24 protein-coding genes are annotated in these 22,750 nt (G+C 70.7%); 17 read left to right on the top strand and 7 right to left on the bottom strand.

Going from position 1 to position 22,750, the window contains the following annotated elements:
* Positions 1-132: 132 nt before the first annotated feature.
* From FFT09_RS03805 to FFT09_RS03785, 5 genes are all read left to right on the top strand, one after another.
* Positions 133-1,419, top strand: coding sequence for an ABC transporter substrate-binding protein (locus tag FFT09_RS03805; RefSeq protein WP_081191019.1), 1,287 nt, complete (start codon positions 133-135; stop codon positions 1,417-1,419).
* An 11-nt stretch (positions 1,420-1,430) separates the two neighbouring features.
* Entirely contained in the window at positions 1,431-2,435 is a 1,005-nt protein-coding gene (locus tag FFT09_RS03800; RefSeq protein WP_081190745.1) for a carbohydrate ABC transporter permease, read from the top strand.
* Positions 2,432-3,295 carry a carbohydrate ABC transporter permease gene (locus FFT09_RS03795; protein ID WP_024874339.1) on the top strand — a complete coding sequence of 288 codons (864 nt, stop codon included), beginning with the start codon at positions 2,432-2,434 and terminating at the stop codon, positions 3,293-3,295. The genes FFT09_RS03800 and FFT09_RS03795 overlap by 4 nt, the downstream gene beginning before the upstream one ends.
* Before the next feature lie 63 nt (positions 3,296-3,358).
* Positions 3,359-4,729, top strand: a complete 1,371-nt coding sequence (locus FFT09_RS03790) for a GH1 family beta-glucosidase (protein ID WP_081190744.1) — start codon at positions 3,359-3,361, stop codon at positions 4,727-4,729.
* Complete coding sequence (locus FFT09_RS03785; RefSeq protein WP_138381826.1) at positions 4,726-5,760, top strand: LacI family DNA-binding transcriptional regulator; 1,035 nt, start codon at positions 4,726-4,728, stop codon at positions 5,758-5,760. The genes FFT09_RS03790 and FFT09_RS03785 overlap by 4 nt, the downstream gene beginning before the upstream one ends.
* Here the strand turns inward: FFT09_RS03785 and FFT09_RS03780 are convergent.
* On the bottom strand, positions 5,685-6,962 hold the full coding sequence (locus FFT09_RS03780) for an ROK family transcriptional regulator (protein ID WP_138381825.1): 1,278 nt from the start codon (positions 6,960-6,962) through the stop codon (positions 5,685-5,687). The two genes, FFT09_RS03785 and FFT09_RS03780, sit on opposite strands and share 76 nt — an antisense overlap.
* A gap of 110 nt (positions 6,963-7,072) precedes the next feature.
* Here FFT09_RS03780 and xylA point away from each other — a divergent pair, with 110 nt between their 5' ends.
* Positions 7,073-8,242 carry a xylose isomerase gene (gene xylA / locus FFT09_RS03775; protein ID WP_138381824.1) on the top strand — a complete coding sequence of 390 codons (1,170 nt, stop codon included), beginning with the start codon at positions 7,073-7,075 and terminating at the stop codon, positions 8,240-8,242.
* A 146-nt stretch (positions 8,243-8,388) separates the two neighbouring features.
* Here the strand turns inward: xylA and FFT09_RS03770 are convergent, their stop codons facing one another.
* A complete protein-coding gene (locus tag FFT09_RS03770) occupies positions 8,389-8,997 on the bottom strand; it encodes a TetR/AcrR family transcriptional regulator (RefSeq protein WP_081190740.1) in 609 nt (202 codons plus the stop codon).
* A gap of 101 nt (positions 8,998-9,098) precedes the next feature.
* Here FFT09_RS03770 and FFT09_RS03765 point away from each other — a divergent pair, with 101 nt between their 5' ends.
* The 10 genes from FFT09_RS03765 to FFT09_RS03720 all read left to right on the top strand — a co-directional run bounded on the left by FFT09_RS03765 (position 9,099) and on the right by FFT09_RS03720 (position 17,205).
* Positions 9,099-9,506, top strand: coding sequence for an ankyrin repeat domain-containing protein (locus FFT09_RS03765; RefSeq protein WP_138381823.1), 408 nt, complete (start codon positions 9,099-9,101; stop codon positions 9,504-9,506).
* A 77-nt stretch (positions 9,507-9,583) separates the two neighbouring features.
* Entirely contained in the window at positions 9,584-10,813 is a 1,230-nt protein-coding gene (cobA, locus tag FFT09_RS03760) for a uroporphyrinogen-III C-methyltransferase (protein WP_138381822.1), read from the top strand.
* A 93-nt stretch (positions 10,814-10,906) separates the two neighbouring features.
* Positions 10,907-11,767, top strand: coding sequence for a crotonase/enoyl-CoA hydratase family protein (locus tag FFT09_RS03755; protein WP_138381821.1), 861 nt, complete (start codon positions 10,907-10,909; stop codon positions 11,765-11,767).
* Between the two features lie 40 nt (positions 11,768-11,807).
* Complete coding sequence (locus tag FFT09_RS03750) at positions 11,808-13,553, top strand: AMP-binding protein (protein WP_138382045.1); 1,746 nt, start codon at positions 11,808-11,810, stop codon at positions 13,551-13,553.
* 169 nt (positions 13,554-13,722) lie between these two features.
* On the top strand, positions 13,723-13,995 hold the full coding sequence (locus FFT09_RS03745) for a hypothetical protein (RefSeq protein ID WP_138381820.1): 273 nt from the start codon (positions 13,723-13,725) through the stop codon (positions 13,993-13,995).
* A gap of 91 nt (positions 13,996-14,086) precedes the next feature.
* Positions 14,087-14,644, top strand: coding sequence for a cardiolipin synthase ClsA (gene clsA, locus FFT09_RS03740; RefSeq protein ID WP_176218231.1), 558 nt, complete (start codon positions 14,087-14,089; stop codon positions 14,642-14,644).
* Positions 14,645-14,736: 92 nt separating this feature from the next.
* On the top strand, positions 14,737-15,120 hold the full coding sequence (gene gcvH / locus FFT09_RS03735) for a glycine cleavage system protein GcvH (RefSeq protein ID WP_081190735.1): 384 nt from the start codon (positions 14,737-14,739) through the stop codon (positions 15,118-15,120).
* Positions 15,121-15,215: 95 nt separating this feature from the next.
* The gene (gene garA / locus FFT09_RS03730) at positions 15,216-15,680 is read left to right on the top strand and encodes a glycogen accumulation regulator GarA (protein ID WP_024874329.1); all 465 of its coding nucleotides are present in this window, start codon (positions 15,216-15,218) and stop codon (positions 15,678-15,680) included.
* Positions 15,677-16,447: a transcriptional regulator FtsR gene (gene ftsR, locus FFT09_RS03725; RefSeq protein WP_081190734.1), complete on the top strand. Its 771-nt coding sequence runs from the start codon at positions 15,677-15,679 to the stop codon at positions 16,445-16,447. Before garA ends, ftsR begins: the two co-directional genes overlap by 4 nt.
* Before the next feature lie 284 nt (positions 16,448-16,731).
* Complete coding sequence (locus FFT09_RS03720) at positions 16,732-17,205, top strand: bifunctional nuclease family protein (protein WP_024874326.1); 474 nt, start codon at positions 16,732-16,734, stop codon at positions 17,203-17,205.
* 3 nt (positions 17,206-17,208) lie between these two features.
* Here the strand turns inward: FFT09_RS03720 and FFT09_RS03715 are convergent, their stop codons facing one another.
* On the bottom strand, positions 17,209-17,835 hold the full coding sequence (locus FFT09_RS03715) for a TetR/AcrR family transcriptional regulator (protein ID WP_138381819.1): 627 nt from the start codon (positions 17,833-17,835) through the stop codon (positions 17,209-17,211).
* Positions 17,836-18,095: 260 nt separating this feature from the next.
* On the opposite strand from FFT09_RS03715, the gene FFT09_RS03710 reads away from it, so the two are divergent.
* Complete coding sequence (locus tag FFT09_RS03710) at positions 18,096-18,644, top strand: MerR family transcriptional regulator (RefSeq protein ID WP_138381818.1); 549 nt, start codon at positions 18,096-18,098, stop codon at positions 18,642-18,644.
* A 14-nt stretch (positions 18,645-18,658) separates the two neighbouring features.
* On the opposite strand, the gene FFT09_RS03705 is transcribed toward FFT09_RS03710, so the two are convergent.
* The 4 genes from FFT09_RS03705 to FFT09_RS03690 form a co-directional block, all read right to left on the bottom strand.
* Positions 18,659-19,312, bottom strand: a complete 654-nt coding sequence (locus FFT09_RS03705) for a substrate-binding domain-containing protein (RefSeq protein ID WP_138381817.1) — start codon at positions 19,310-19,312, stop codon at positions 18,659-18,661.
* A 91-nt stretch (positions 19,313-19,403) separates the two neighbouring features.
* A complete protein-coding gene (locus FFT09_RS03700; RefSeq protein WP_425273041.1) occupies positions 19,404-20,225 on the bottom strand; it encodes a 3-methyladenine DNA glycosylase in 822 nt (273 codons plus the stop codon).
* Between the two features lie 59 nt (positions 20,226-20,284).
* Complete coding sequence (locus FFT09_RS03695) at positions 20,285-21,340, bottom strand: hemolysin family protein (RefSeq protein WP_081190729.1); 1,056 nt, start codon at positions 21,338-21,340, stop codon at positions 20,285-20,287.
* A complete protein-coding gene (locus FFT09_RS03690; protein ID WP_081190728.1) occupies positions 21,337-22,656 on the bottom strand; it encodes a hemolysin family protein in 1,320 nt (439 codons plus the stop codon). The genes FFT09_RS03695 and FFT09_RS03690 overlap by 4 nt, the downstream gene beginning before the upstream one ends.
* Between the last annotated feature and the right edge of the window lie 94 nt (positions 22,657-22,750).

Here is a 22,750-nt window from a genome sequence, read left to right as displayed (position 1 = left end):
GGGCCACGGTTGAGACGCTGAGGTAACAAGCTGGTCATCGCGCATTGACACCCGAACGGGTGAGGGTGCAGTCTTCTCCCTCAACTGGGAGCGCTCCCAGTTTTCGTGTAGCCAACCCAACGAGGGGTGACCGTGCGACACCAACTCAGACGCGCCATCGCCGCGACCTCCGCCGTGGCCGCCGCAGGTCTGGTGACCGTGGCCTGTGGCGGGGACGACTCCGCCGACGGCGGCAAGACCGAGCTCACCATCGCGACCTTCGGCGAGTTCGGATACGAGGAGCTCTACGCCGAGTACGAGCGGCTCAATCCGGACATCGACATCGTGCCCCACACCACGGGGCAGGGCGGCCCGCACCACCAGGCCATGTTCACGAAACTCGGCGCCGGGTCCGGGCTGGAGGACGTGGTCGCCATCGAGGAAGGCCACATGCCCGAGGCGCTGGGCAAGTCGAGCCGCTTCCACGACCTGAGCGAAATCGGGCCGTCCGACGTGGGTCCCGACCGCTGGCTGGACTGGAAGTACGAGAGCGGCCAGGACAAGGACGGCAAGCTGCTCGGTTACGGCACGGACATCGGCCCCCTGGCGATGTGCTACCGCAAGGATCTCTTCGAGCAGGCCGGGCTGCCGTCCGACCCCGAGGACGTCAAGGCGCTGTTCGAGACCTGGGACAGCTACTTCGAGGCCGGTGACGAGTTCATCGCCGAGGTCGACGACGTGGCGTGGTTCGACTCGTCGGCGCAGATCTTCAACGCCATGCAGAACCAGCTCGACGTGGGCTACTTCGACCGGCAGGACAACCTGACCATCGAATCCAACCCCACGATCCGGCAGAACTGGGACGAGGTGACGGACGCGGCCGCGCGCGGCCAGTCCGCGGGGCTCGTGGCGTTCAGCAACGAGTGGAACAGCGGCTTCACCCAGTCGGCGTTCGCGACGAAGACCTGCCCGGCGTGGATGCTCGGGGTGATCGAGGAGCAGGCGGGCGAGGACCTGGCGGGCGAGTGGGCCGTGACCGACGCGTTCCCCGGCGGCGGTGGCAACTGGGGTGGCTCCTACCTCGCGGTGCCCACGCAGAGCGAGCATCCGGAGGAGGCCGCGGCGTTCGCGGCATGGCTGACCGAACCGGAACAGCAGATCACCGCGTTCAAGGCGGCCGGAGCGTTCCCCAGCCAGGTCGAGGCGCTGGAGTCACCGGATCTGCTGGCGGCGACCAACGAGTACTTCGGTGGCGCCGAGATCGGGGAGCTGTTCGCGGCGCAGGCGCAGAAGGTGGGCGAGGCCCAGTACAAGGGCCCCGGTGACGGCAAGATCCAGGAGAACGCGGCCACTCCCGCACTGCAGTCCGTCGAGCAGGGTGCCTCGCCCGACGAGGGCTGGCAGCAGCTCGTCCAGTCCGCCAAGCAGATCGCGTCCTGACGGGAGCGAACGTGAGTCAGACGAGCCCCGCCCCGGCGGCTGCCGAGGACGAGGCGGCGCCCGAGCCCGCGGGCCCTCCGCTCACCCGGTCGCGCCCCAGCTGGCGTGACCGGGTGAGCCGGTGGGACGTGCGCTACTCGCCGTACCTCTACGTGGCGCCGTTCTTCGTCATCTTCGGTGTCGTCGGCCTGTTCCCCCTGCTCTACACGGCGTACGTGTCGCTGTTCGACTGGGAACTGATCGACGACTCCCCGTCGTTTCTCGGCCTGGACAACTACGCGCGGCTGCTCGGTGACGAGCAGTTCTGGAAGACCCTGGTCAACACGCTGAGCATCTTCGTGCTCTCCAGCGGGCCGCAGATCATCATGGCGGTGCTGCTGGCGGCGCTGCTGAACACGCGGGTGCGGTTCCCGACGGGGTGGCGGGTCGGCGTGCTGATGCCGTACGTGGCGTCCCTGGTGGCGCTGGGCATCATCTTCGCCAACCTGTTCGGCCCGCAGTACGGGCTGGTGAACGGCGTACTGGAACTGCTGGGCCTGGACCGGGTCGACTGGCAGGCCGACCGGTTCTCCAGCCACGTCGCCATCGCCGTGATGGTGAACTGGCGCTGGGTGGGCTACAACGCGCTGATCGTGCTGGCCGCCATGCAGGCCATCCCGAAGGAGGTCAACGAGGCCGCCGTGGTCGACGGCGCCGGCGCGGTGCGCCGGTTCGTCAGCGTCACGCTGCCGATGCTGCGGCCGACCCTGATCTTCGTGGTGATCACCTCGACGATCGGTGGCCTGCAGATCTTCACCGAGCCCAAGTTGTTCGACGCGATGCCGGGCTCGAACAACGGTGGTTCCACCAATCAGTTCCAGACCATCACCCTGTACATGTACCAGTCCGCGTTCGAGCGCGAGGACCTCGGCTACGCCTCCGCCGTCGCGTGGGTGCTGTTCGTCCTCATCATCGGCATCGCGCTCGTGAACTTCCTGCTGACGCGGCGTATCGCCTCGACGGGGGACGATCGATGAGCGTGTCTGTCCTGACCCGTGCCCGCACACCGCGGCTGTCCGGCCCCGGCAGGCCCACCTTCTGGGTCTACGGGCTGCTGATCGCCTTCGTCCTCGGCTCGGTCTTCCCGTTCTACTGGTCGTTCCTGGTCGCCAGCCGGGACGGCTCGATGCTGACCGAGCAGATCCCGCCACTGGTACCCGGAGGCAACTTCTTCGCCAACGCGGCGCGGGTGTTCGACACCGTGCCGTTCTGGAAGGCGCTCGGCAACAGCGTCATCGTCTCCGGGTCGGTGACGATCTCGACGGTGCTGTTCTCCAGCCTGGCCGGGTTCGCGTTCGCCAAACTGCGGTTCAAGGGCCGCAACGGGCTGTTCGTGTTCGTCGTCGCGACGCTGGCGGTGCCGACGCAGCTCGGCATCATCCCGCTCTACATGGCGATGGCCGAGCTGGGCTGGGCCAACCAGTTGCAGGCCGTGATCGTGCCGAACCTCGTGACGGCCATCGGTGTGTTCTGGATGCGCCAGTACACCGTGAGTGCCGTCCCGTACGAACTCATCGAGGCCGCACGGGTGGACGGCTGCTCGATGATCCGCGTGTTCTGGCACGTGTGCCTGCCCGCCGTGCGACCCGCGGCGGCGTTTCTCGCCATGTTCACGTTCATGACGTCCTGGAACGACTTCCTGTGGCCGCTGGTGGCGCTGGGACCGGACAACCCGACGGTCCAGGTGGCGCTGGAGAAGCTGCAGAGCGGTTACTACGTGGACTACTCGCTGGTGCTGGCGGGCACCACGCTGGCCACCGTTCCGATCCTCGTCGTGTTCTTCCTGCTCGGCCGCCAGATCGTGGCCGGGATCATGCAAGGTGCTGTGAAGGGATAGCTCGTGTCGACAGTTCATGACGGAACCGGACCGGCCGGAAACCCCGCGACGCCGGCGCCACCCGTGACGTTCCCTGCGGACTTCCGCTGGGGAGTGGCCACGGCGGCGTTCCAGGTCGAGGGCGCGACCACCGCTGACGGCCGGACACCGTCCATCTGGGACGCCTTCTGTGCCAGGGAGGGGGCCGTGGCGGGCGGGGACACCGGTGATCCCGCCGCCGACCACTACCACCGGATGCCCGCCGACGTCGCGCTCATGCGGGACCTCGGCGTGGGCGTGTACCGCTTCTCTCTGGCGTGGCCCCGGGTCCGCCCGGACGGTGGTGAGATCAACGCGGCGGGGCTCGACTTCTACGAGCGGCTGATCGACAACCTGCTGGATGCGGGAGTGACCCCGTGGCCCACGCTGTACCACTGGGATCTCCCGCAGGCGCTGGAGGAGCGGGGCGGGTGGACCGCCCGCGACACGGCGTACCGGTTCGCCGACTACGCCGCCGCCGTCGTCGAGCGCCTCGGCGACCGGGTCGGCACGTGGACGACCCTGAACGAGCCGTGGTGCTCGGCCTTCCTCGGCTACGGATCGGGGCGGCACGCTCCCGGACGCACGGAGCCCCGTGCCGCCGTCGCCGCCGCGCACCACCTGCTGCTCGCGCACGGGCTGGGGGCCGCCGCGATCCGGGACACGGTGCCCGGTGCCGAGGTGGGGGTGACACTCAACCTGTTCCCGGTCGGGGTCGCCGACCCCGGGTCGGCCGCGGACTGGGACGTGGCCCGGCGGGTCGACGGGCTGCAGAACCGCGTGTTCCTCGACCCGGTACTGCGGGGGCGCTACCCGGACGACGTGCTCACCGACCTCGAGCCCTACGGCCTGCGTGACGCGATCCACGACGGTGACGAGCGGATCATCGGCACCCCGGTGGATTTCCTGGGCGTGAACTACTACCGGGACCTGCTGGTGTCGGCCGTGCCGGACGCGCGGTCCGGCCTGCCCTCGGAGTGGGTCGGGGCGGAGCACGTGAGCTTTCCGGAGCGGGACCTGCCGAAGACGGACTCCGGCTGGGACATCAGTCCCGAACCACTCACGGGACTGCTGCTGCGGTTGCACACCGAGTACCCGCGCCTGCCGCTGTACATCACGGAGAACGGGGTGGCGTTTCCCGACGAGATCGGGGCCGACGGCCACATCGCCGACACCGACCGGATCGCGTTCGTCGACGCACACCTGCGCGCGGCGCACGCGGCGATCGAAGCAGGAGTGGACCTGCGGGGCTACTTCTACTGGTCGCTGCTCGACAACTTCGAGTGGGCCGAGGGCTACGCCAAGCGCTTCGGGCTCGTGCACGTCGACTACGCGACCCAGCGCCGCACTCCCAAGGCGAGTGCGTCATGGTATGCCCGGGTGATGGCGGACAACGGTTTGGCAGGACGAGAATGATCGAGCCCGGGAACGCGGCGGTCGAGCATCGGGGCGCCCCCACGCTCGAGGAAGTGGCGCGGGTGGCGGGAGTGTCCCGCTCGACCGTCTCCCGGGTGATCAACAACTCGCCGGGGGTCAGCGGGCGGGCGCGGCGGGCGGTGACGCGCGCGATCGAGACCGTCGGCTACGTCCCCAACGAGGCCGCCCGCAGCCTGGTGACCCGGCGGACCAACTCCGTGGCGCTCGTGGTCTCCGAGCCCGGTGAACGGGTGTTCGGTGACCCGTTCTTCGCGGGCGTCCTGCGCGGGGTTCACGCCGGCTTGTCCGGCAGCCTCCGGCAGCTGGTGCTCATGATGCTCGCCGAGGACGACGACGGTGCGCGGCTGGAGAAGTACCTGTGCAGCGGGCACGTCGACGGCGCGCTGGTCGTGAGCATGCACGGTGACGACCCGCTGCCGCAGCGGCTCGCCGAGGCGGGCCTGCCGGTGGTCGCGGGCGGCCGTCCGCTCAGCGGGAGCGACGTGCCCTACGTGGACGCCGACAACTTCACGGGCGGGCTCACCGCCGCGCGCCACCTCACCTCGACCGGTCGACGTGGGCTCGGCACGCTGGCGGGGCCCGCCGACATGGCGGTCGGCATCGACCGCTTCGCGGGCTGGCGGCTGGGACTGTCGGAGGCAGGCGTCGGCGCGGACGCCGTGGTCCACAGCGACTTCACCGTGGAGGCCGGGGCCAGGGCGATGGCGGAGCTGCTGGAGCGCCACTCCGAGCTGGACGCCGTGTTCGCCGCGGCCGACATCATCGCGGTGGGCGCGTTGCGCGAGCTGGCGGCCCGGGGCCTCGCGGTCCCGGACGACGTCGCCGTGGTGGGGTTCGACGACTCCGTGCTGGCGACGACGGTGACGCCGCGCCTGACCACGGTGCGCCAGCCGGTCGAGGAACTGGGCCGCACGATGACGTGGCGCCTGCTCGCTCAGCTCGCGGGGGAGACACCGCTGCCGCCGTCGATCCTGCTGCCCACGGAGCTGGTGGTGCGGGAGTCCGCGTGAGGTGGGGGCCGACCGGGTGAGATGAAGGACTCGGGGTCGGTGAGGATCGTGCGCAGCGCGGTGGTGGCCGCGCCACGCACGGCGGCGTCGGCGCCGAGCACGGAGGCCCGGACCTCCACGGGGTGCCATCGCGCGCTCAGCACCCGGGTGCCGAGCTCGTCGGTCAGCGGGCCCGCCAGCCACGGGTGCAGCCGGGCATAGGTGCCGCCGAGCACCACGGTGGGCACGTCGAGCAGGTTCACCGCGCTCGACAGCGCCGTGCCCAGCAGGCGGCCCGCCGACCGGACGGCACTGGTGGCGGTGCGGTCGGCGGCGTCGAGCAGCGCGAGCAGGGCGTCGACGTCGCGGGCCCCGGCACGGTCGAGAATGGCGTCCTGCCCGGCCAGCCGTTCCAGGCAGCCCCGCGAGCCGCACGAGCACCGGGGGCCGCGCGGGCGCACGGGGAAGTGCCCCAGCTCCCCGCCGAAGCCGCGGGTGCCGTCGAAGAGTTCGCCGCCGAGCACGAGACCGGCGCCGATGCCGACCTCACCGGAGACGTGGACGAAGCTCTCGGGGATCTCGCCACCCGCCTGCCGCAGTGCCGCGAGTTCGGCCAGGGCGGCGAGGTTGGCCTCGTTGCCGACCACCAGCTCGCCCGGGGCGACGGGGACGCGGCAGGCCAGCTCCTCGGCGAGGTCCACGTCGTGCCAGCCGAGGTTGGGTGCCCGGTGGACCCGCCCGCCGGAGGCCTCCACCAGGCCGGGCACGGCGACCCCGATACCGCCCACCGGAATGCCGTCGTGCTCGGCACGGCGCAGTGCGTCCGCCACCTCGCCCGCCACGCGCTCCAGCGTGCGGGCCGGGCCGTCCCGGTTGTCGGCGCGTCGCACGTGCGCGTGCCGCGTGCCGCCGGTGAGGCCGACGAGGCAGGTGGTGACGTGGTCGACCGCGATCTCGACGCCGAGTCCGTGCGGGCCGTCGGGCGACAGGGACAGGGACGTGCCCCTGCGCCCGGGACCGCTCCGGTGCTGGCGGCCCTCCTCGCGGATCAGCGAGGCGAGCACCAGGCGATCGACCAGGCTCGACACGGTGGCCTTCGTGAGTCCGGTGCGCGTGGCGACCCCGGCCCGGGAGACTCCGGGTTCGTTCGCGACGGCGGCCAGCACGAGGGCGCAGTTGTGGCGCCGCACGGTGTGCTGGCCCGCGGGCCCGGTGGCGGTCATCGCCCGATCCTAATCGTTCAGGCGTTGAACGAAAGCCTTGACCCTCTGCCGGGGCACGGCATAAGTTCAGTGCTCGAACTATTTCGCCGGATCTCCAGCGGGAGGACATCGTGGTCGGCAAGCCCGTGCCCGAAGACAAGTTCAGTTTCGGCCTGTGGACGGTGGGATGGCGTGCGGCCGACCCGTTCGGCGACGCCACCCGTCCCGAGCTGGATGCCGTAGAAGCCGTGCACCGCCTCGCGGAGCTCGGCGCGTGGGGCGTGACCTTCCACGACGACGACCTGATCCCGTTCGGCAGCGACACCACCGAACGGGACCGGCGCATCAACCGGTTCCGGGCCGCGCTCGACGAGACCGGGCTCGTGGTGCCGATGGCCACCACCAACCTGTTCACCCACCCGGTGTTCAAGGACGGCGGCCTCACCAGCAACGACCGGGAGGTCCGCCGGTTCGCGCTGCGCAAGGTCATGCGCAACATGGACCTCGCGGCCGAGCTCGGCGCCTCCACCTACGTGCTGTGGGGCGGGCGCGAGGGCAGCGAGACCGACGCGGCCAAGGACGTGCGCGCCGCGATGGACCGCTACCGCGAGGGCATCGACACCCTCGCGCAGTACGTGCGCGACCAGGGCTACGGCCTGCGGCTGGCGCTGGAGCCCAAGCCCAACGAGCCGAGGGGCGACATCCTGCTGCCCACGATCGGGCACGCGCTGGCGTTCATCTCCACGCTGGAACACCACGACATGGTGGGTGTCAACCCCGAGGTCGGGCACGAGCAGATGGCGGGCCTGAACTTCGTCCACGGCATCGGCCAGGCGCTGTGGCAGGGCAAGCTGTTCCACCTCGACCTCAACGGCCAGCACGGGCCGCGCTACGACCAGGACCTCGTGTTCGGCCACGGTGACGTGCTCTCGGCGTTCTTCCTCGTGGACCTGCTGGAGCACGGTGGCTACGAGGGGCCGCGCCACTTCGACTACAAGCCGCCGCGCACCGAGGACATCGACGGGGTGTGGGCGAGCGCGGAGGCCAACATGCGGTCCTACCTGCTGCTGCGGGAGCGGGCGCTGGCGTTCCGGGCCGACCCGAGGGTCGTCGAGGCGCTGGAGCGCTCGCGGGTGCCCGAGCTGTCGCGGCCCACCCTGGCCGAAGGGGAGAGCCCCGCCGACCTCAAGGCCGACCGGACCGCGTTCGAGGATTTCGACGCCGACGCCGTGGCACAGCGCGGCTACGCCTACGCGCAACTGTCCCAACTGGCCTTCGAGCACCTGCTCGGCGCCGCCTGAAGCGTCGGGCCCCGCAGCCGTGTCCGCAGGCTGCGTAGCCGTGTCCGCAGGCTGCGTAGTGGTGTCCGCAACTCGTGTCGTGCCCGCCGCCGCCCTCCGCGGTGGGCACGCCACGGCTTCACCCGTTCGAGTCGGCCTGGGGCCGGTCAGGAGTGCAGTCCCTCGGCGGCGAGCACCAGCCGGACACAGTGGGCCGTCAGCCGTTCGCGGGTGACGTCGAACGTCCCGCCCAGGTACCCGGCGAACACGTTGGCGAGCCCGCCCACCAGCGCGGTCGCCGTCATGGCGCGGTCACCCTCGTCGAGCCGGTCGGACAGTTGCTCGCGCACCAGGTCGGCGAAGACCGGCAGCCGTTGCGCGCCGATGCGGCGCAGCGGCTCCTCCGCCAGCGGCGCCAGCAGCAACACGCGCCCCTGCCGCGGATCGTCGAGGATCAGCGTGACGAACGCCGACACCGCAGCCTCGGCGCGCCGGGACGGATCGCTGCCCGCGAGCGAGACGGCGTCGACGAGAGTCCGGTGCGCCAGCGTGACGACGTGGTCGTAGGCGGCCACCACGAACTCGTCGCGATCGGTGAAGCTCTCGTAGAAGTAGCGCTCGGTGAGCCCGGCCGAGCGGCACACGGCGCGCACGCTCACCGCAGGCCCCTCCGGGGTGCCGAGGAGGTCGAGCCCGGCGTCGAGGAGCTGCCGCCGCCTTCTCGCCCTGCGGTCGGAGAGCGAGGTTCCGGCCCAGGTGCGATTCGCGTCCGTCATCGTCTGATCCGAGTCCGATCCGTGCCACCGCCGATGTGACCACGTGCGTTGTCATCCTAGACCGTCGCCCGCCGTTCCGGGTTCCGTGGCACGCTGAGCCCATGAACGACCACGCCGCGCGGGAACCGGACCCGGAACTGCTCGACCTGTGGGCCAGGGTGTTCGGCTTCGCCAGGCACGGGCAGGCCGAGACGCTCGCCGCCTACGTCGACGCCGGGATCTCCGCCGATCTCACCAACGACAGCGGCGACACACTCGTGATGCTGGCCGCCTACCACGGCCACGCGGCGACGGTGCGGACGCTGCTGGAACGCGGGGCCGACCCCAACCGTCTCAACGATCGCGGCCAGAGCCCGCTCGCCGGTGCCGTCTTCAAGAGCGAGCCCGACGTCGTTCGTGCCCTGCTCGACGGGGGCGCCGATCCCGAGCTGGGGCAACCGTCGGCTGTGGACACCGCCCGGATGTTCGGCAACAGCGAACTGCTGGCACTGCTGCGTCCCAGTGACTGAGAGCTGCCCGTACCGGATGGTGAGACGCTGACCACTGCGCTCGTTCTCGTGGCGGGCGGGACGGCATGCTGGTCCGCATGCCGGAGGAGGAACAGCACTACCTGACGGGTCTCGATCTCGCGGGCCGCCGGGTCCTCGTCGTGGGCGGGGGCACCGTGGCGCAGCGGCGTCTGCCGCGCCTGCTGGCGGCGGGTGCGGCGGTGGAGGTCGTCGCGCCGCACACCACACCCTCGGTGCAGGCGCTGGCCGACGCCGGGGAATTGGTGTGGCACGCGCGGCCCTACCGCGCGGGCGAGGACGGCGACGTGGCGGATGCCTGGTACGCGCTCGCCTGCACCGACGACCCGGCCGTCAACGCCACGGTCGTGGCGGACGCCGAGAGTGCCAGGGTGTTCTGCGTCCGCGCCGACGACGGCACGGGAGGCAGCGCGGTCACCCCGGCGACCGGACACCACGACGGCCTGCTGGTGGGCGTCCTCTCCGGTGGCACCCCGCTGCGCTCGGCCGCCGTCCGCGACGCGGTGCTCGACGGGCTGAGCTCCGGCGTGGTGGCGGACCCGGGCGAGTCCGGGCCGGACGAAGCCCGGACGGGCGGGGTCGCGCTCGTCGGCGGCGGGCCGGGCGATCCCGAACTCATCACGGTGCGCGGCCGTCGCCTGCTCGGGCGAGCCGACGTGGTGGTGGTCGACCGGCTGGCGCCCCGCGAACTGCTCGACGAACTGCCGCCCCACGTCGAGGTCGTGGACGCGGCGAAGATCCCGTACGGCAGGGCCGCCGCGCAGGACGTCCTCAACCGCACGCTCGTCGAACACGCCCGTGCGGGCCGGTTCGTGGTCCGCCTCAAGGGCGGCGACCCCTACGTCTTCGGCCGCGGCTTCGAGGAGGTGCTCGCGTGCGCCGAGGCCGACGTCCCCGTCACCGTCGTCCCCGGTGTGACCAGTGCCTTCTCCGCGCCGGCCGCCGCCGACGTGCCGGTGACCCACCGCGGCGTCGCGCACGAGGTGGTCGTGGTGTCCGGGCACGTGCCCCCCGGCGACGAGCGCTCGCTCGTGGACTGGGACGCGCTGGGCAGGCTGCGGGGCACGGTCGTTCTGCTCATGGGCGTGGAGCGGCTCGGGCGGTTCACCGACGCGCTCGTCGAGGCGGGGCGCCCGAAGGACACGCCCGTGGCGGTGGTGCAGGAAGGCACCCTGCGTTCGCAGCGGGTGGTGCGCGGCACGCTCGCCGACATCGCCGCGAGTGTGACCGAGGCGGGTATCCGGCCGCCCGCCGTCACGGTGGTGGGGCCCGTGGCGGGGCTGGCCTAGGCCGGAACTCGCGGACGGCCCCGGCGCGCGACGTCGCTCTCACTCTCCGCCCGACCACTGCCCGCATCTGGCGGGGTGGGCGAGGATGGGCGCATGACTGGCAGCGACACGAACGACACACCGGACACCGTCTCCGGGCAGTACACCTCCCTGAGCGTGGAGCGCAGTGGGCACGTCGCCGAGGTGACGTTGCTCGGGCCCGGCAAGGGCAACGCGATGGGGCCCGACTTCTGGCGGGAGCTGCCGATCGCGTTCGGTGAGCTGGACCGGGACCCGGAAGTCAGGGCGATCGTGCTGACCGGCAGCGGCAGGAACTTCTCCTACGGGCTCGACCTCGCCGCGATGCTGCCGTCGTGGAGCGAGTACCTGGGTGGCGACGCGCTGGCCCGGCCCCGGCGCGAGTTCCTCGACGAGGTCCGCCGCATGCAGGACGCGATCACCTCGGTCGCCCGCACCCGCAAGCCGGTCATCGCGGCCGTCGCGGGCTGGTGCATCGGCGGCGGGGTCGACCTCGTGTCGGCGGCCGACGTCCGGATCGCGAGCGCGGACGCCCGGTTCAGCGTCCGCGAGGTTCGGGTCGCGATCGTCGCGGACATGGGCAGCCTGCAGCGACTCGCGTCGATCATCGGGGAGGGGCACCTGCGCGAACTCGCCCTCACGGGACGGGACATCGACGCCGCACGCGCGGAGCGGATCGGCCTGGTCAACGACGTCCACGCCGATCGCGACGCCACGCTCGCCGCGGCACGGACCATGGCGGCCGACATCGCGGCGAATCCTCCGCTGGTCGTGCAGGGTGTGAAGGACGTACTCTCCGTCAACACCGACCAGCGGGTCGAGGCCGGGCTGCGGTACGTGGCGACGTGGAACGCCGCGTTCCTGCCGAGCCACGACCTGACGGAGGCGGTGCAGGCGTTCCTGCAGCGCCGTGAGCCGGAATTCCGGGGTGAGTGAGGAGGCAGCGCCAGTGGGCAACGGCAAGGGCGCCGACGACATCGGGAACACGGACACCGGAGACGCCGTAGACGCCGCAGAGACCGTCTCGCGGGAGGCGTACCGGCGGTTCCGGCAGGCGCGGGACTCGCTACTGGCGCATCGCGAGGACTACGCGGCGGCGCGGGCGGAGTTCGCGTGGCCCGAGTTCGGCGAGTTCAACTGGGCGCTCGACTGGTTCGACCGGATCGCGGCCGAGGAGCACAACGCCGAGCGGGCCGCGCTGTGGATCGTCGAGGAGGACGGCGCGGAGAACCGGTGGACGTATCCCGAACTGTCCCGCCGTTCGAACCAGGTGGCGAACTGGCTGCGCGAGCGGGGAGTGCGACGCGGCGACCGGCTGATCCTCATGCTCGGCAACCAGGTGGAGCTGTGGGAGACGATCCTCGCGGCGGCCAAGCTCGGTGCGGTGATCATCCCGGCGTCGACGCTGCTGGGCCCCGCGGACCTGCGTGACCGCGTGGAACGGGGCCGGGCGGCGCACGTCGTGGTGCGGGCCGCCGACACCGCGAAGTTCGCCGACGTCCCCGGTGACTACACGCGCGTGGCCGTGGGCGGCGGCGACGGCTGGCACTCGTTCGCCGACTCCTCGGACGCCGACCCCGTGTTCACCCCGGACGGGCCGACCCGCGCCGGCGACCCGTTGCTGCTGTACTTCACCTCGGGCACGACGGCGCAGCCGAAGCTCGTGGAGCACACCCACGTCTCCTACCCGGTGGGCCACCTGTCGACGATGTACTGGATCGGCCTCGAACCCGGAGACGTCCATCTCAACATCTCCTCGCCCGGCTGGGCCAAACACGCGTGGAGCAACGTCTTCGCGCCGTGGAACGCCGAGGCCACCGTCTTCCTGTACAACTACACTCGCTTCGACGCGGGCGCGCTCATGGCGCAGCTGGACCGCTGCGGGATCACGAGCTTCTGCGCCCCGCCGACGGTGTGGCGCATGCTGATCCAGGCCGATCTCACCGCGCTGCGCACACCTCCGCGCAAGGTGGTGGGCGCGGGGGAGCCGCTGAACCCCGAGGTCATCGAGCAGGTGCGCCAGGCGTGGGGCGTGACGATCCGCGACGGGTTCGGCCAGACCGAGACCAGTGTGCAGGTCGCCAACACGCCTGGCCAGCCCGTGCGGCCGGGCTCGATGGGGCGGGCGGTGCCCGGATTCACCGTCACGCTGCTCGACCCGGCCACCGGGCAGCCCGCGCGCGAGGGCGAGATCTGCCTCGATCTCACGCGGCGCCCGGTGGGGCTCATGACGGGCTACGCCGGCGACGAGGAGCGCACGGCCGCCGCATTCGCCGGAGGCTACTACCACACCGGGGACGTCGGCAGCCTCGACGACGACGGCTACATCACCTATGTGGGCCGCACCGACGACGTCTTCAAGGCGTCCGACTACCGCATCTCGCCGTTCGAGCTGGAAAGCGTTCTGCTGGAGCACGAGGCGGTCGCCGAGGCCGCCGTCGTGCCCTCACCGGACGAGATCCGGCTGGCGGTGCCCAAGGCGTACGTCGTGCTCGCCCAGGGCCACGAGGCCACCGGGGAGACGGCGGCGAGCATCTTCGCGTTCTGCCGTGAGCACCTCGCGCCGTACAAGCGCATCCGCAGACTGGAGTTCGCCGACCTGCCGAAGACGATCTCCGGCAAGATTCGCCGGGTCGAGTTGCGGAGCCGGGAGCAGGACCGGCCGGACGCCGGGAACGACACCGAGTTCCGGGAGGCGGACTTTCCGCCGCCTGCGAGCTGACTCTGGTGAGAATCACCCGACACGGTGGCGCGTTTCGTCATCGATTCGCTAACGAATCGTGTCACCGTGCCGATGGGTTGTGTGAGCGAGGTCTCGCGAGGACGTGTGAGACGGCGCTCACAGGTCAATCCCGTCAGTGATCCACACAGTCGAACCGAGTGCAGGTGCGATGAGTACCGACCAGCAGAGCGGACCCCGCGTCCGCCCCACCGAACCCACCGACGACCACGGGTCCAGCCGTACCCGGGCGGGGGACCGGGACGCCCAGGCATCCCCGCCCACGACCCCCTGCACCGTGGTGTGGAGCCGGGGACGGCCGTACGTGCTGGAGAGCGGGTCGGGACGGCCCCGGTGGATGGGAACCGATCACCACGGGCGACCGCAGCCGCTCACCGGCGACGAGCTGCGCAGACGAGGCTGGACCTATCGGCGCTCCTGCTGATCACGACGGTGCTGGGTGCCGCTACGGTGAGCGGGTGACCGAAGCTCAGCCCGTCGGGACCGGCAGCCAGCAGTCCGTGGCACGACAGCTCATGACCGTGCCGAACCTGCTGTCGATCGCCCGGCTCGCGGGAGTGCCGGTCTTCCTCTGGCTCCTGCTGGGGCCACAGGCCGACGGGTGGGCCTTCGGGTTGCTGATCGTCAGTGGGATCACCGACTGGCTGGACGGCAAGCTCGCCCGAATCCTCGACCAGTCCACTCCGCTCGGCCAGCTACTCGATCCCGCGGCCGACCGGCTCTACATCGCCGCCGCGCTGCTGGCCTTCCTGCTGCGCGACATCGTGCCGTGGTGGGTCGTGCTCGCCCTCGTGGGCAGGGAGATCGTCGTCGGAATCGCCCTGCTGGCGCTGCGTCGCCGCCGCTTCGCCCCACCCGAGGTGACCTACATCGGCAAGGCGGCGACCTTCACCCTCATGTACGCGCTGCCGCTGCTGCTGGTCTCCCACGCCGAGACCCCGGTCGCGGAGGTGCTGCGCCCGATCGCCTACGCCTTCACGGCGTGGGGTGCGGTCCTGTACCTATGGTCCGGTGCGCTGTACGTGGCACAGATCGCGCGGGCCGTGGGACGCGACGTCGCCGGGAGGGCGTGACGCCACGCCCGTGCGGAGCAGGCGGACACGCGGCATTGTGTCAGGAGCCGCCCGAGGCGGATCATGGTGACGAGCGGAGAGGAGAGTGCCACGTGTCGGTTCCCGAGGAACTGCGCTACACCGAGGAACACGAGTGGGTCGCCGCGGTCGACGGCGGTCGGGCGCGGGTCGGTATCACCGCGTACGCCCAGGACCAGCTCGGTGACGTGGTGTTCGTCGAGTTGCCCGAGGTGGGGATTCACCTGACGGCGGGAGCGACGTTCGGGGAGATCGAGTCGACCAAGAGCGTGTCCGAGCTGTTCGCGCCGGTGGACGGTGAGGTACTGGCCGTCAACGACGCGGTGGTGGCCTCGCCGGAGTTGGTCAACTCCGACCCGTACGGCGAAGGCTGGCTCGTCGAGCTCGCTCTCGACGACGCGGCGGCACCGGACTCGCTGCTGGACGCGCAGGGGTACCGGCGTGTGATCGACAACTGATCCGGGAGCCCCGGCACTGTGTACGGTCCCGGCACGGTACGTTGACCACACCACGTTCACGACGACGACACTTCAGTGCGTAAAGGAGAGCTCAGGTGAGCACGAACGACGGGCCCGGCGTTCCCCCGGAGCAGTCTCCGGAGCGGACCTCCGTTTTCCGGGCCGACTTCCTGTCGGAGGCAGAGGGCCAGGAGGCTCCCGCGGCCGAGCCGCAGGACGCCGGCGTCGACGCTCTGCCCGGCGGCTCCGCACTGCTGGTGGTCAAGCGCGGGCCCAACGCGGGTTCGCGGTTCCTGCTGGACCGCGACACGACGAGCGCGGGCAGGCATCCGGACAGCGACATCTTCCTCGACGACGTCACGGTGTCCCGCAGGCATGCGGAGTTCCGTCGTGAGGGCGGCGAATTCGTGGTGATCGACGTCGGCAGCCTCAACGGCACCTACGTCAACCGCGAGCCGGTCGACCAGGCGGTCCTGTCGGGTGGTGACGAGGTGCAGATCGGCAAGTTCCGCCTCGTCTTCCTGACCGGTCCGGGACACGGGGGTCAGGGGGCACGGTGACGGCTGCCGGGCGGCCACAACGCGAGGGGTCGAGCATCGGGGCCGTGCTGGCCCAGCTGCGTCCCGACTTCCCCGACGTGACGATCTCGAAGATCCGTTTCCTCGAGTCGGAGGGCCTCGTCCGGCCTGCCCGCACCCCGTCCGGATACCGGCAGTTCGGTCCCGCCGACGTCGAGCGGCTGCGCTTCGTGCTCGCCGCCCAGCGGGATCACTACCTCCCGCTCAGAGTGATCAAGGAGCAGCTCGACGCCGCCGACCGGGGCGAGGGCCCGGCCTCCGCCGGCACGCCGAGGCCCCGGCCGCCGCGCAAGCTGGTGGCGGTCGACTCCGGAGACGACTACGGCCAGGCCCCGGGCCTGCCCGGGCCCGAGCGATTCGCGGCGGAGCCCGGGGACGAGGCCGTGTTCACGGCGGAGGACCTGCAGCGCGAGGCGGGGATCGACGCGGCGATGCTGTCGGAGCTGTGCCAGTTCGGCCTGGTCAAGCCCAGTGGTGCCGGATACTACGATGCCGACGCCGTGCGGGTCGCGCACACGGTCAAGGCGATGAGCGACTACGGCATCGAACCTCGGCACCTCCGGGCCTTCCGGGCGTCGGCGGACCGGGAGGTCGGACTGGTGGAGCAGATCGTCGCCCCGGTGCTGCGGCATCGCGACGCCGACGCCCGGGCCAGGGCCGAGGAGACGGTGCGGGAGCTCGCGGCGCTGTCGGTCACGCTGCACACGCTGCTCGTGAAAACCGGGATTCGCGGTGTGACCGGCGGGTAGACTCGAGTGAGTGAACCAGCGACCGGCCAGCCGAGTGACAGTCCGGCGAGGAACGGGATCACGAAGCGTGTCCTGTGTCGTCTTGATGACGCGTCGGGCCGACGGGTCAACGCGGCCCCTCAGATGCCGTACCGTAGATGAACGGTTCGCGGAAATGAGCCGTGGAGGACAACAAGTTTCGCGACGAGCACAGCGCCCAGATGACGGGTAGCGTCGAGTAGAGTCGATGCGGAATCCTCGTGACAGCGCTGCAGCCCGCGCGCAGGACAGGGAGGCGAAGCCCGATGAGCGAGATGCGCGTCGTCGGCGTCCGGGTCGAGTTGCCCGCGAATCAGCCGATCTTGCTGCTGCGGGAAACCGACGGTGAGCGGTACCTGCCGATCTGGATCGGCTCGGTCGAGGCCACGGCCATCGCGTTGGAACAGCAAGGTGTCCGTCCGGCCAGGCCGCTGACCCACGATCTGCTCAAGGACATTATCGGCGCACTGGGCCGGGAACTTCAGCAGGTCGTCATCACCGATCTGAGCGAAGGTACGTTCTTCGCCGAACTCGTGTTCGACGGAGACATCCGGGTGTCGGCCCGGCCCAGCGACTCGGTGGCGCTCGCGTTGCGCGTGGGCGTGCCCATCCATGCCGAGGACACGGTGCTGGAGGAGGCGGGCCTCGTCATCCCCGACGAGCAGGAGGACGAGGTCGAGAAGTTCCGTGAGTTCCTCGACTCCGTGTCTCCCGAGGACTTCCGGGGCGCCGACACCTGAGGCTCAGCCCGGGGAGGTCGCCCGCGCGAACAGCGCGGTGATCTCCGCGGCGTGGTGCCGGAGGTCGAGACCGGGATCGCCGGACAGTCGTTGCGCGATGTCCTCCACCGTGGCGCGGATCGCCCTCGCCATGATCTCGGCGTCGAACGCGCCGAAGACTCCTTCTCGTTGTCCCTGTGTGAGCTGCCGAGCCAGTCGGCCGACCCGCAGGTCGTACACGACGACCTCGAACAGCGGGGAACCGTCCGAGTCCCTGGCGTTTCCGGCGATCTCCGTCAGCGCACGGGCGGCCTTAGGCTCGCTCGCGAGATAGTCGATCTCGGCGGTCAGTACCGAACGGAGCATCGCGGCCCTGTCGTGATCCATGGGGGAACGCTCGGTGACGAACCGGTCGTGATCGTCGATCAGTGCGAGCAGGGTGGCCGTGATCAGCTCGGTCTTGTCCGTGAAGTGGTAGGAGATCATGCGGGTACTGCTGAGCCCGGCCCGCGCGATGATCCGGGCGAACGAGGTCCTGGCATAACCGAACTCGGCGATGACCTCGATCGTGGCGTCGATGATCTGCGCTCGCCGGGCGGCCTCGGTGGGGGTGAGTCCCAGGCCGTCGGCGAACTCGCGCTTTATCTGCATGAGTAAATAGTTACTCGACCGAGTAAGGGTGTCAACCGGCTGACATGGCGGGGTGGCGGCCCGCGCGTCGCGTTGACCGGCCCGGCGGGCGGGCTTACCGTCGGAAAAGACGTGAATCGCGCCGATGTGATTACGCAGGTTAAGCGGTCCGAGGTGGCGGGATTGTCGTAACCGGTCGGTTCCGGCCCGGGATCGGCGGTCTTGTTTCGCTGCCGGCGCTCGCCGGGCGAGAGGAGGCATGGGTGGTCGACGAGAGTCCGATGAGGGCTACCGGTGGTGAGCAGGGGGAGTTGTTCCCCGACGCCTCGCTGCCGGACGAACTGGTTGGCTACCGCGGCCCCGCTGCCTGCCAGATCGCCGGGATCACCTACCGGCAGCTCGACTACTGGGCCCGCACCCGGCTCGTGATGCCGACCATCCGGACCGCCCACGGTTCGGGGTCGCAGCGGCTCTACTCCTTCAAGGACCTGCTGGTTCTCAAGATCGTGAAGCGATTGCTCGACACGGGTGTCTCGTTGCAGAACATCCGGGTCGCGGTGGATCACCTGCGGGCCAGGGGCGTGCGCGATCTGGCGCGCGTGACGCTGTTCTCGGACGGCGCGACGGTGTACGAGTGCACGTCGCCCGAGGAGATCGTCGATCTGCTGCAGGGCGGGCAGGGCGTGTTCGGCATCGCGGTGAGCAACGCGATGCAGGAGATCAGCGGCACGCTGCACGAGTTCACCGCGGAACGGGCCGACGGCGGGCAGGTCGAGCCCGAGGTGCCGGACGAACTCACCGAGCGCCGCAACGCCCGCCGCACCGGCTGACGTCGCGGCGGTGGTCAGTCGTCGGCCGGGCCGAGGCCGGCCTGCCGGAACTCCGCCTGCTGGGCGGGTTCGAGCAGGTACTTCTGGAAGGACTGCGCCGCGTGCTGGCGCAGCAGCTCGCCGTCTCCCGCGATGGCGAGGAAGGGATACTCCCCGTCGGGCCCCGTGGCCACCGGCAGGCCAGAGGAGCCGAGGAGGTCGGGTCGCGCCCGGTTGAGCTCGTCCAGCCAGGTTGTGGAGTCGGGCAGCCAGGCCGCGGGCGCCCCGGTGTCCGAGGTCGTCAGCGAGTCGTAGACCTCGGCCGAGGGGGTCGCGGCCACGGTGACGTGGACGCAATGCTCCTGCACCACGGTCCTGGCCCGGTTCCACCGGTTCGCCGCGGTGGTCACGGGTTGTTCGAGCGCGGGGTCGACGGCGACACGGATGGTGGTGTCGCCCTGCTGGCAGTCGGCGGCCTCGGCCGCGGCGCGGCTCTCCTGGACGCCGTCGGCCCAGTTCCAGCCGAACCAGCCAGCGACGAGCAGACCGAGCAGGACGACACAGGCCACGGGCCAGGCGGCGACGGTGCGCCTGCGGCCCACGGCGCGGTGCGTCCCGGTGGACGTCGTCGACGCCGTGGAGGCTCGGTGTCGTGCTGCGCGGTGCCGGGCTTCGCCCTGTCGCGCCATCGCGTGATCCCCCTCGATGATTACGCTCAGTGCATGAGACCAAAACGGTATCACTCTACCAGGCTGCACTGTGATCGATATGTGATCTCGGTCAATACTCCGAGTCACAACCGTCGAGGAGTGTCCGGCAGTGCCGCAGCAGCCGCTCGCGGAGCGGTACCGCTCGCCGCGCGAACCGTGCCTGCGCTCGCGCGTAGCTCGCCTTGCCTTCCGGCGTCTCGATCGGCACCGCGGTGTAGCCGTACCCGGAGAGGTCGTACGGGCTCGCGCGCATGTCCAGCTCCCTGATGTCGGCCGCGAGCGCGAAGCAATCGCCGAGCAGCTCCGACGGCACGAACGGGTCGAGCTTGTAGGCGTGCTTGTACAGGTCCATGCCCACGTGCAGGCAGCCGGGCTGATCCAGCTCACGCTGGGTGTCGCGGGTGGGGTGGAACCGATTGAGCGGGCGGGCGGACTCGGTGAAGAAGCGGAAGGCGTCCACATGGCTGCACCGCACGTCGTGGGACTCCACCACTGCGTCGGTACCGGCGTGCCCGAGCCGCAACGGAACCTGTGCGTGCCGCACCTCGTCGGCGCTGGTGCGGTAGACCATCGCCCACTCGTGCAGTCCGAAACAGTCGAGCCGCGCTCGCCGTGCCCCGATGGCCTCCAGGCGCGACACCGCATGGCGGGCGGAGCGGGCGATCCGTTCGGGGACCGCCGGGTCGAGCACGACCCCGGCCGGAGTCCTGCGGTATCCGGGCCGGTCGAGGAACCGCTCGGCGCCCGCGCCGGCCAGCGCCACGCCGGGGCCCGGTTGCCAGCGTTCGAGCCGGGACGGCGGGAACGAGTAGTACGTGAACAGAAAGTCCAGCACCGGGTGCCGCTCACCGAGGGAACGGCGCCGCGTGTGCGGCGCCGTCCACTCCCGCATGCGCTCGGCGTGTGCCTTCTCGCGGGCCAGCCACCGCGCCTCGGGCAGCACGACGGGTGTCACGGCCGTCCCGTGATGTGCGTGCCGTCGCGCACGGTGCCGACGTACTCCTCCAGCAGATCCTCCAGGGCCACGATCCCGACCGCGGTGCCCTCGGCGTTGACGGCGACCGCGAGATGGCTGCCCTCCCGGCGCATGGCCGACAGCGCCTCGTCGAGCCTGGCGGGCAGGGCCAGCTGGGTCAGCCTGCGGGTCCGCTCGGCCGGAACCACGACCGTGGGGTCGCCGTCGAGCTGGTCGAGGATGTCCTTGACGTGGACGTAGGCCGTCAGCCTGCCACCGGCGGCGAGCACCGGGAACCGGGAGAACCCCGTCGTGGACACCGCCTTCTCCACCTGCCCCACCGTGGGCTTCTCCGGGAGGGTGGTCAGTTCGTCGAGCGGCACCAGCACGTCGGCGACCGTCTTCTCCACCGACGACAGAGTCTGGCTGAGCCTGCGGTGCTCGGCGTGCTCCAGCAGTCCCTCGCGACGGGACTCCCGCAGCAGCGAGGCCAGTTCGTCGGAGGTGTAGCCCGTCTCGACCTCGTCCTTCGGCTCGACCTTGCCCAGGCGTAGCAGGACGTTGGCCACGCCGTTGAGCAGCCAGAGGAACGGGTGCATGATCCGTACCCACGCGACGTGGACGGGCACGAGCCACAACGCGAGCCGCTCCGGCTCCGCGATCGCCAGGTTCTTCGGCACCATCTCGCCGACGAGCACGTGCAGCAGCGTCATCGCCACCAGCGTCACGGCGAACGCGACCCCGTGCACCACGTAGCCGGGGATGGGCACGCCGAGCGCGGCGACGGCGAGTTCGAGCTGGTGGGCGACCGCGGGTTCGCCGAACTGCAACAGCAACAGCGAGCACACGGTGATGCCGAGTTGCGCTCCGGCCAGCATCAACGACACGTTGCGGCTGGCGTTGATGACGATCTTCGCCCGGGTCTTGCCCTGCGCGAGCAGGGCTTCCAGCCGGTCCCGGCGGGAGGAGATCAGCGAGAACTCGGCCCCGACGAAGAAGGCGTTGGCCAGCAACAGGACGCCGATCAGGGAGATGGCGAGCCAGTCGTTCACGGGGTCACCTCCGCACGGCGCCGCACGGTGACCTCGGCGATGCGGTGGCGGTCCATGCCGGTCACCACGAGCCGCCAGCCGTCGACGTCCACGGACGCTCCGGGGTCGGGAATGTCGCCCAGCTGTTCCAGCAGGAAGCCCGCGATCGTCTCGTAGTCGCCCTCCGGCATCGCGAAACCGGTGGCCTCGCGTACCTCGTCGCCACGCAGCTGACCCGACACGACCCAGCTGTCGGCGGTGAGCTGCTGGGACGTGGGTTCCTCGTGGACGTCGTGCTCGTCGCGCACGTCACCGACGATCTCCTCGACCACGTCCTCCAGCGTCACGAGACCGGCGGTGCCGCCGTACTCGTCGACGACGACGGCCAGCTGGAACCGGGAGTCGCGGAGCCGGTCGAGCACCGCGTCACCGGGTAGCGACTCGGGCACGGTCGGCATCGGTCGCATCAGCGACCCCGCCGGGGTGGCCCCGCGATCCGGCGCGGGCACGGTGAACGCCTGCTTGACATGCACGGTGCCCTGGATGTCGTCGAGATCCTCCCGGTAGACGGGGAAGCGTGACAGCCCTGTGGCGCGGGCCAGCGACACCATGTCGGCTACGGTGTCGTCGACATGCACCGCCTCCAGCTGCACGCGCGGGGTCATCAGCTCGCCCGCCGTCCGGTCGCCGAACCGCAGCGAGCGGTCGAGCAGTTCGGCGGTCGACTCGTCGAGCGTTCCCGTCTCGGCGCTCGCCCGCACGATCGAGCCCAGCTCCTGCGGCGAGCGTGCCGACCGCAGTTCCTCCTGTGGCTCGATGCCGAACTTGCGCACCACCCAGTTGGCGCTGTTGTTCATGAGGTCGATGAGCCAGCGGAACAGCGCCGAGAACCGGGTGTGGTATCCCGCCACGGCGCGTGCCGTGGCCAACGGCCTGGCCACCGCGAGGTTCTTGGGCAGCATCTCGCCGATCACCATGGACAGCGAGGTCGCGAGCACGATGGACAGCACCAGCGATACGCCGCCCGCGGCCGACTCCGGCACGCCGAGCGAGGTCAGTGCCGGCCGGATGAAGCGGCCGAGCATGGGTTCGGCCACGTAGCCGGTGATCAGCGTGGTGAGGGTGATGGCGACCTGCGCGCCGGAGAGCTGGAACGACAGGGTGCGATGGGCCTTGAGAACGGTCTTCGAGCGTTTGTCGCCGACCTGCCGGACGTTGGACTCGACGGTGCTGCGTTCGAGTGTCGTCAGGGAGAACTCGGCCGCGACGGCGAGCCCGGTCCCGACGGTGAGCAGGAGGACGAAACAGAAGCCGAGGATGGTGATGAGGATGTCCATCAGTGGACACCGCCGTCACTGCGGCCGGAAACGAAGGGACAGCCGGGTGGGTCACCCGGCTCGGTACTGTCCCCGGGTGACTGCGCGTCGCGCA

This window comes from Saccharomonospora piscinae, from assembly GCF_005862235.1.
Lineage (GTDB): Bacteria > Actinomycetota > Actinomycetes > Mycobacteriales > Pseudonocardiaceae > Saccharomonospora > Saccharomonospora piscinae.
The sequence above is the reverse complement of the archived record's forward strand: the minus strand, read 5'-3'. Positions and strand labels throughout refer to the sequence as shown.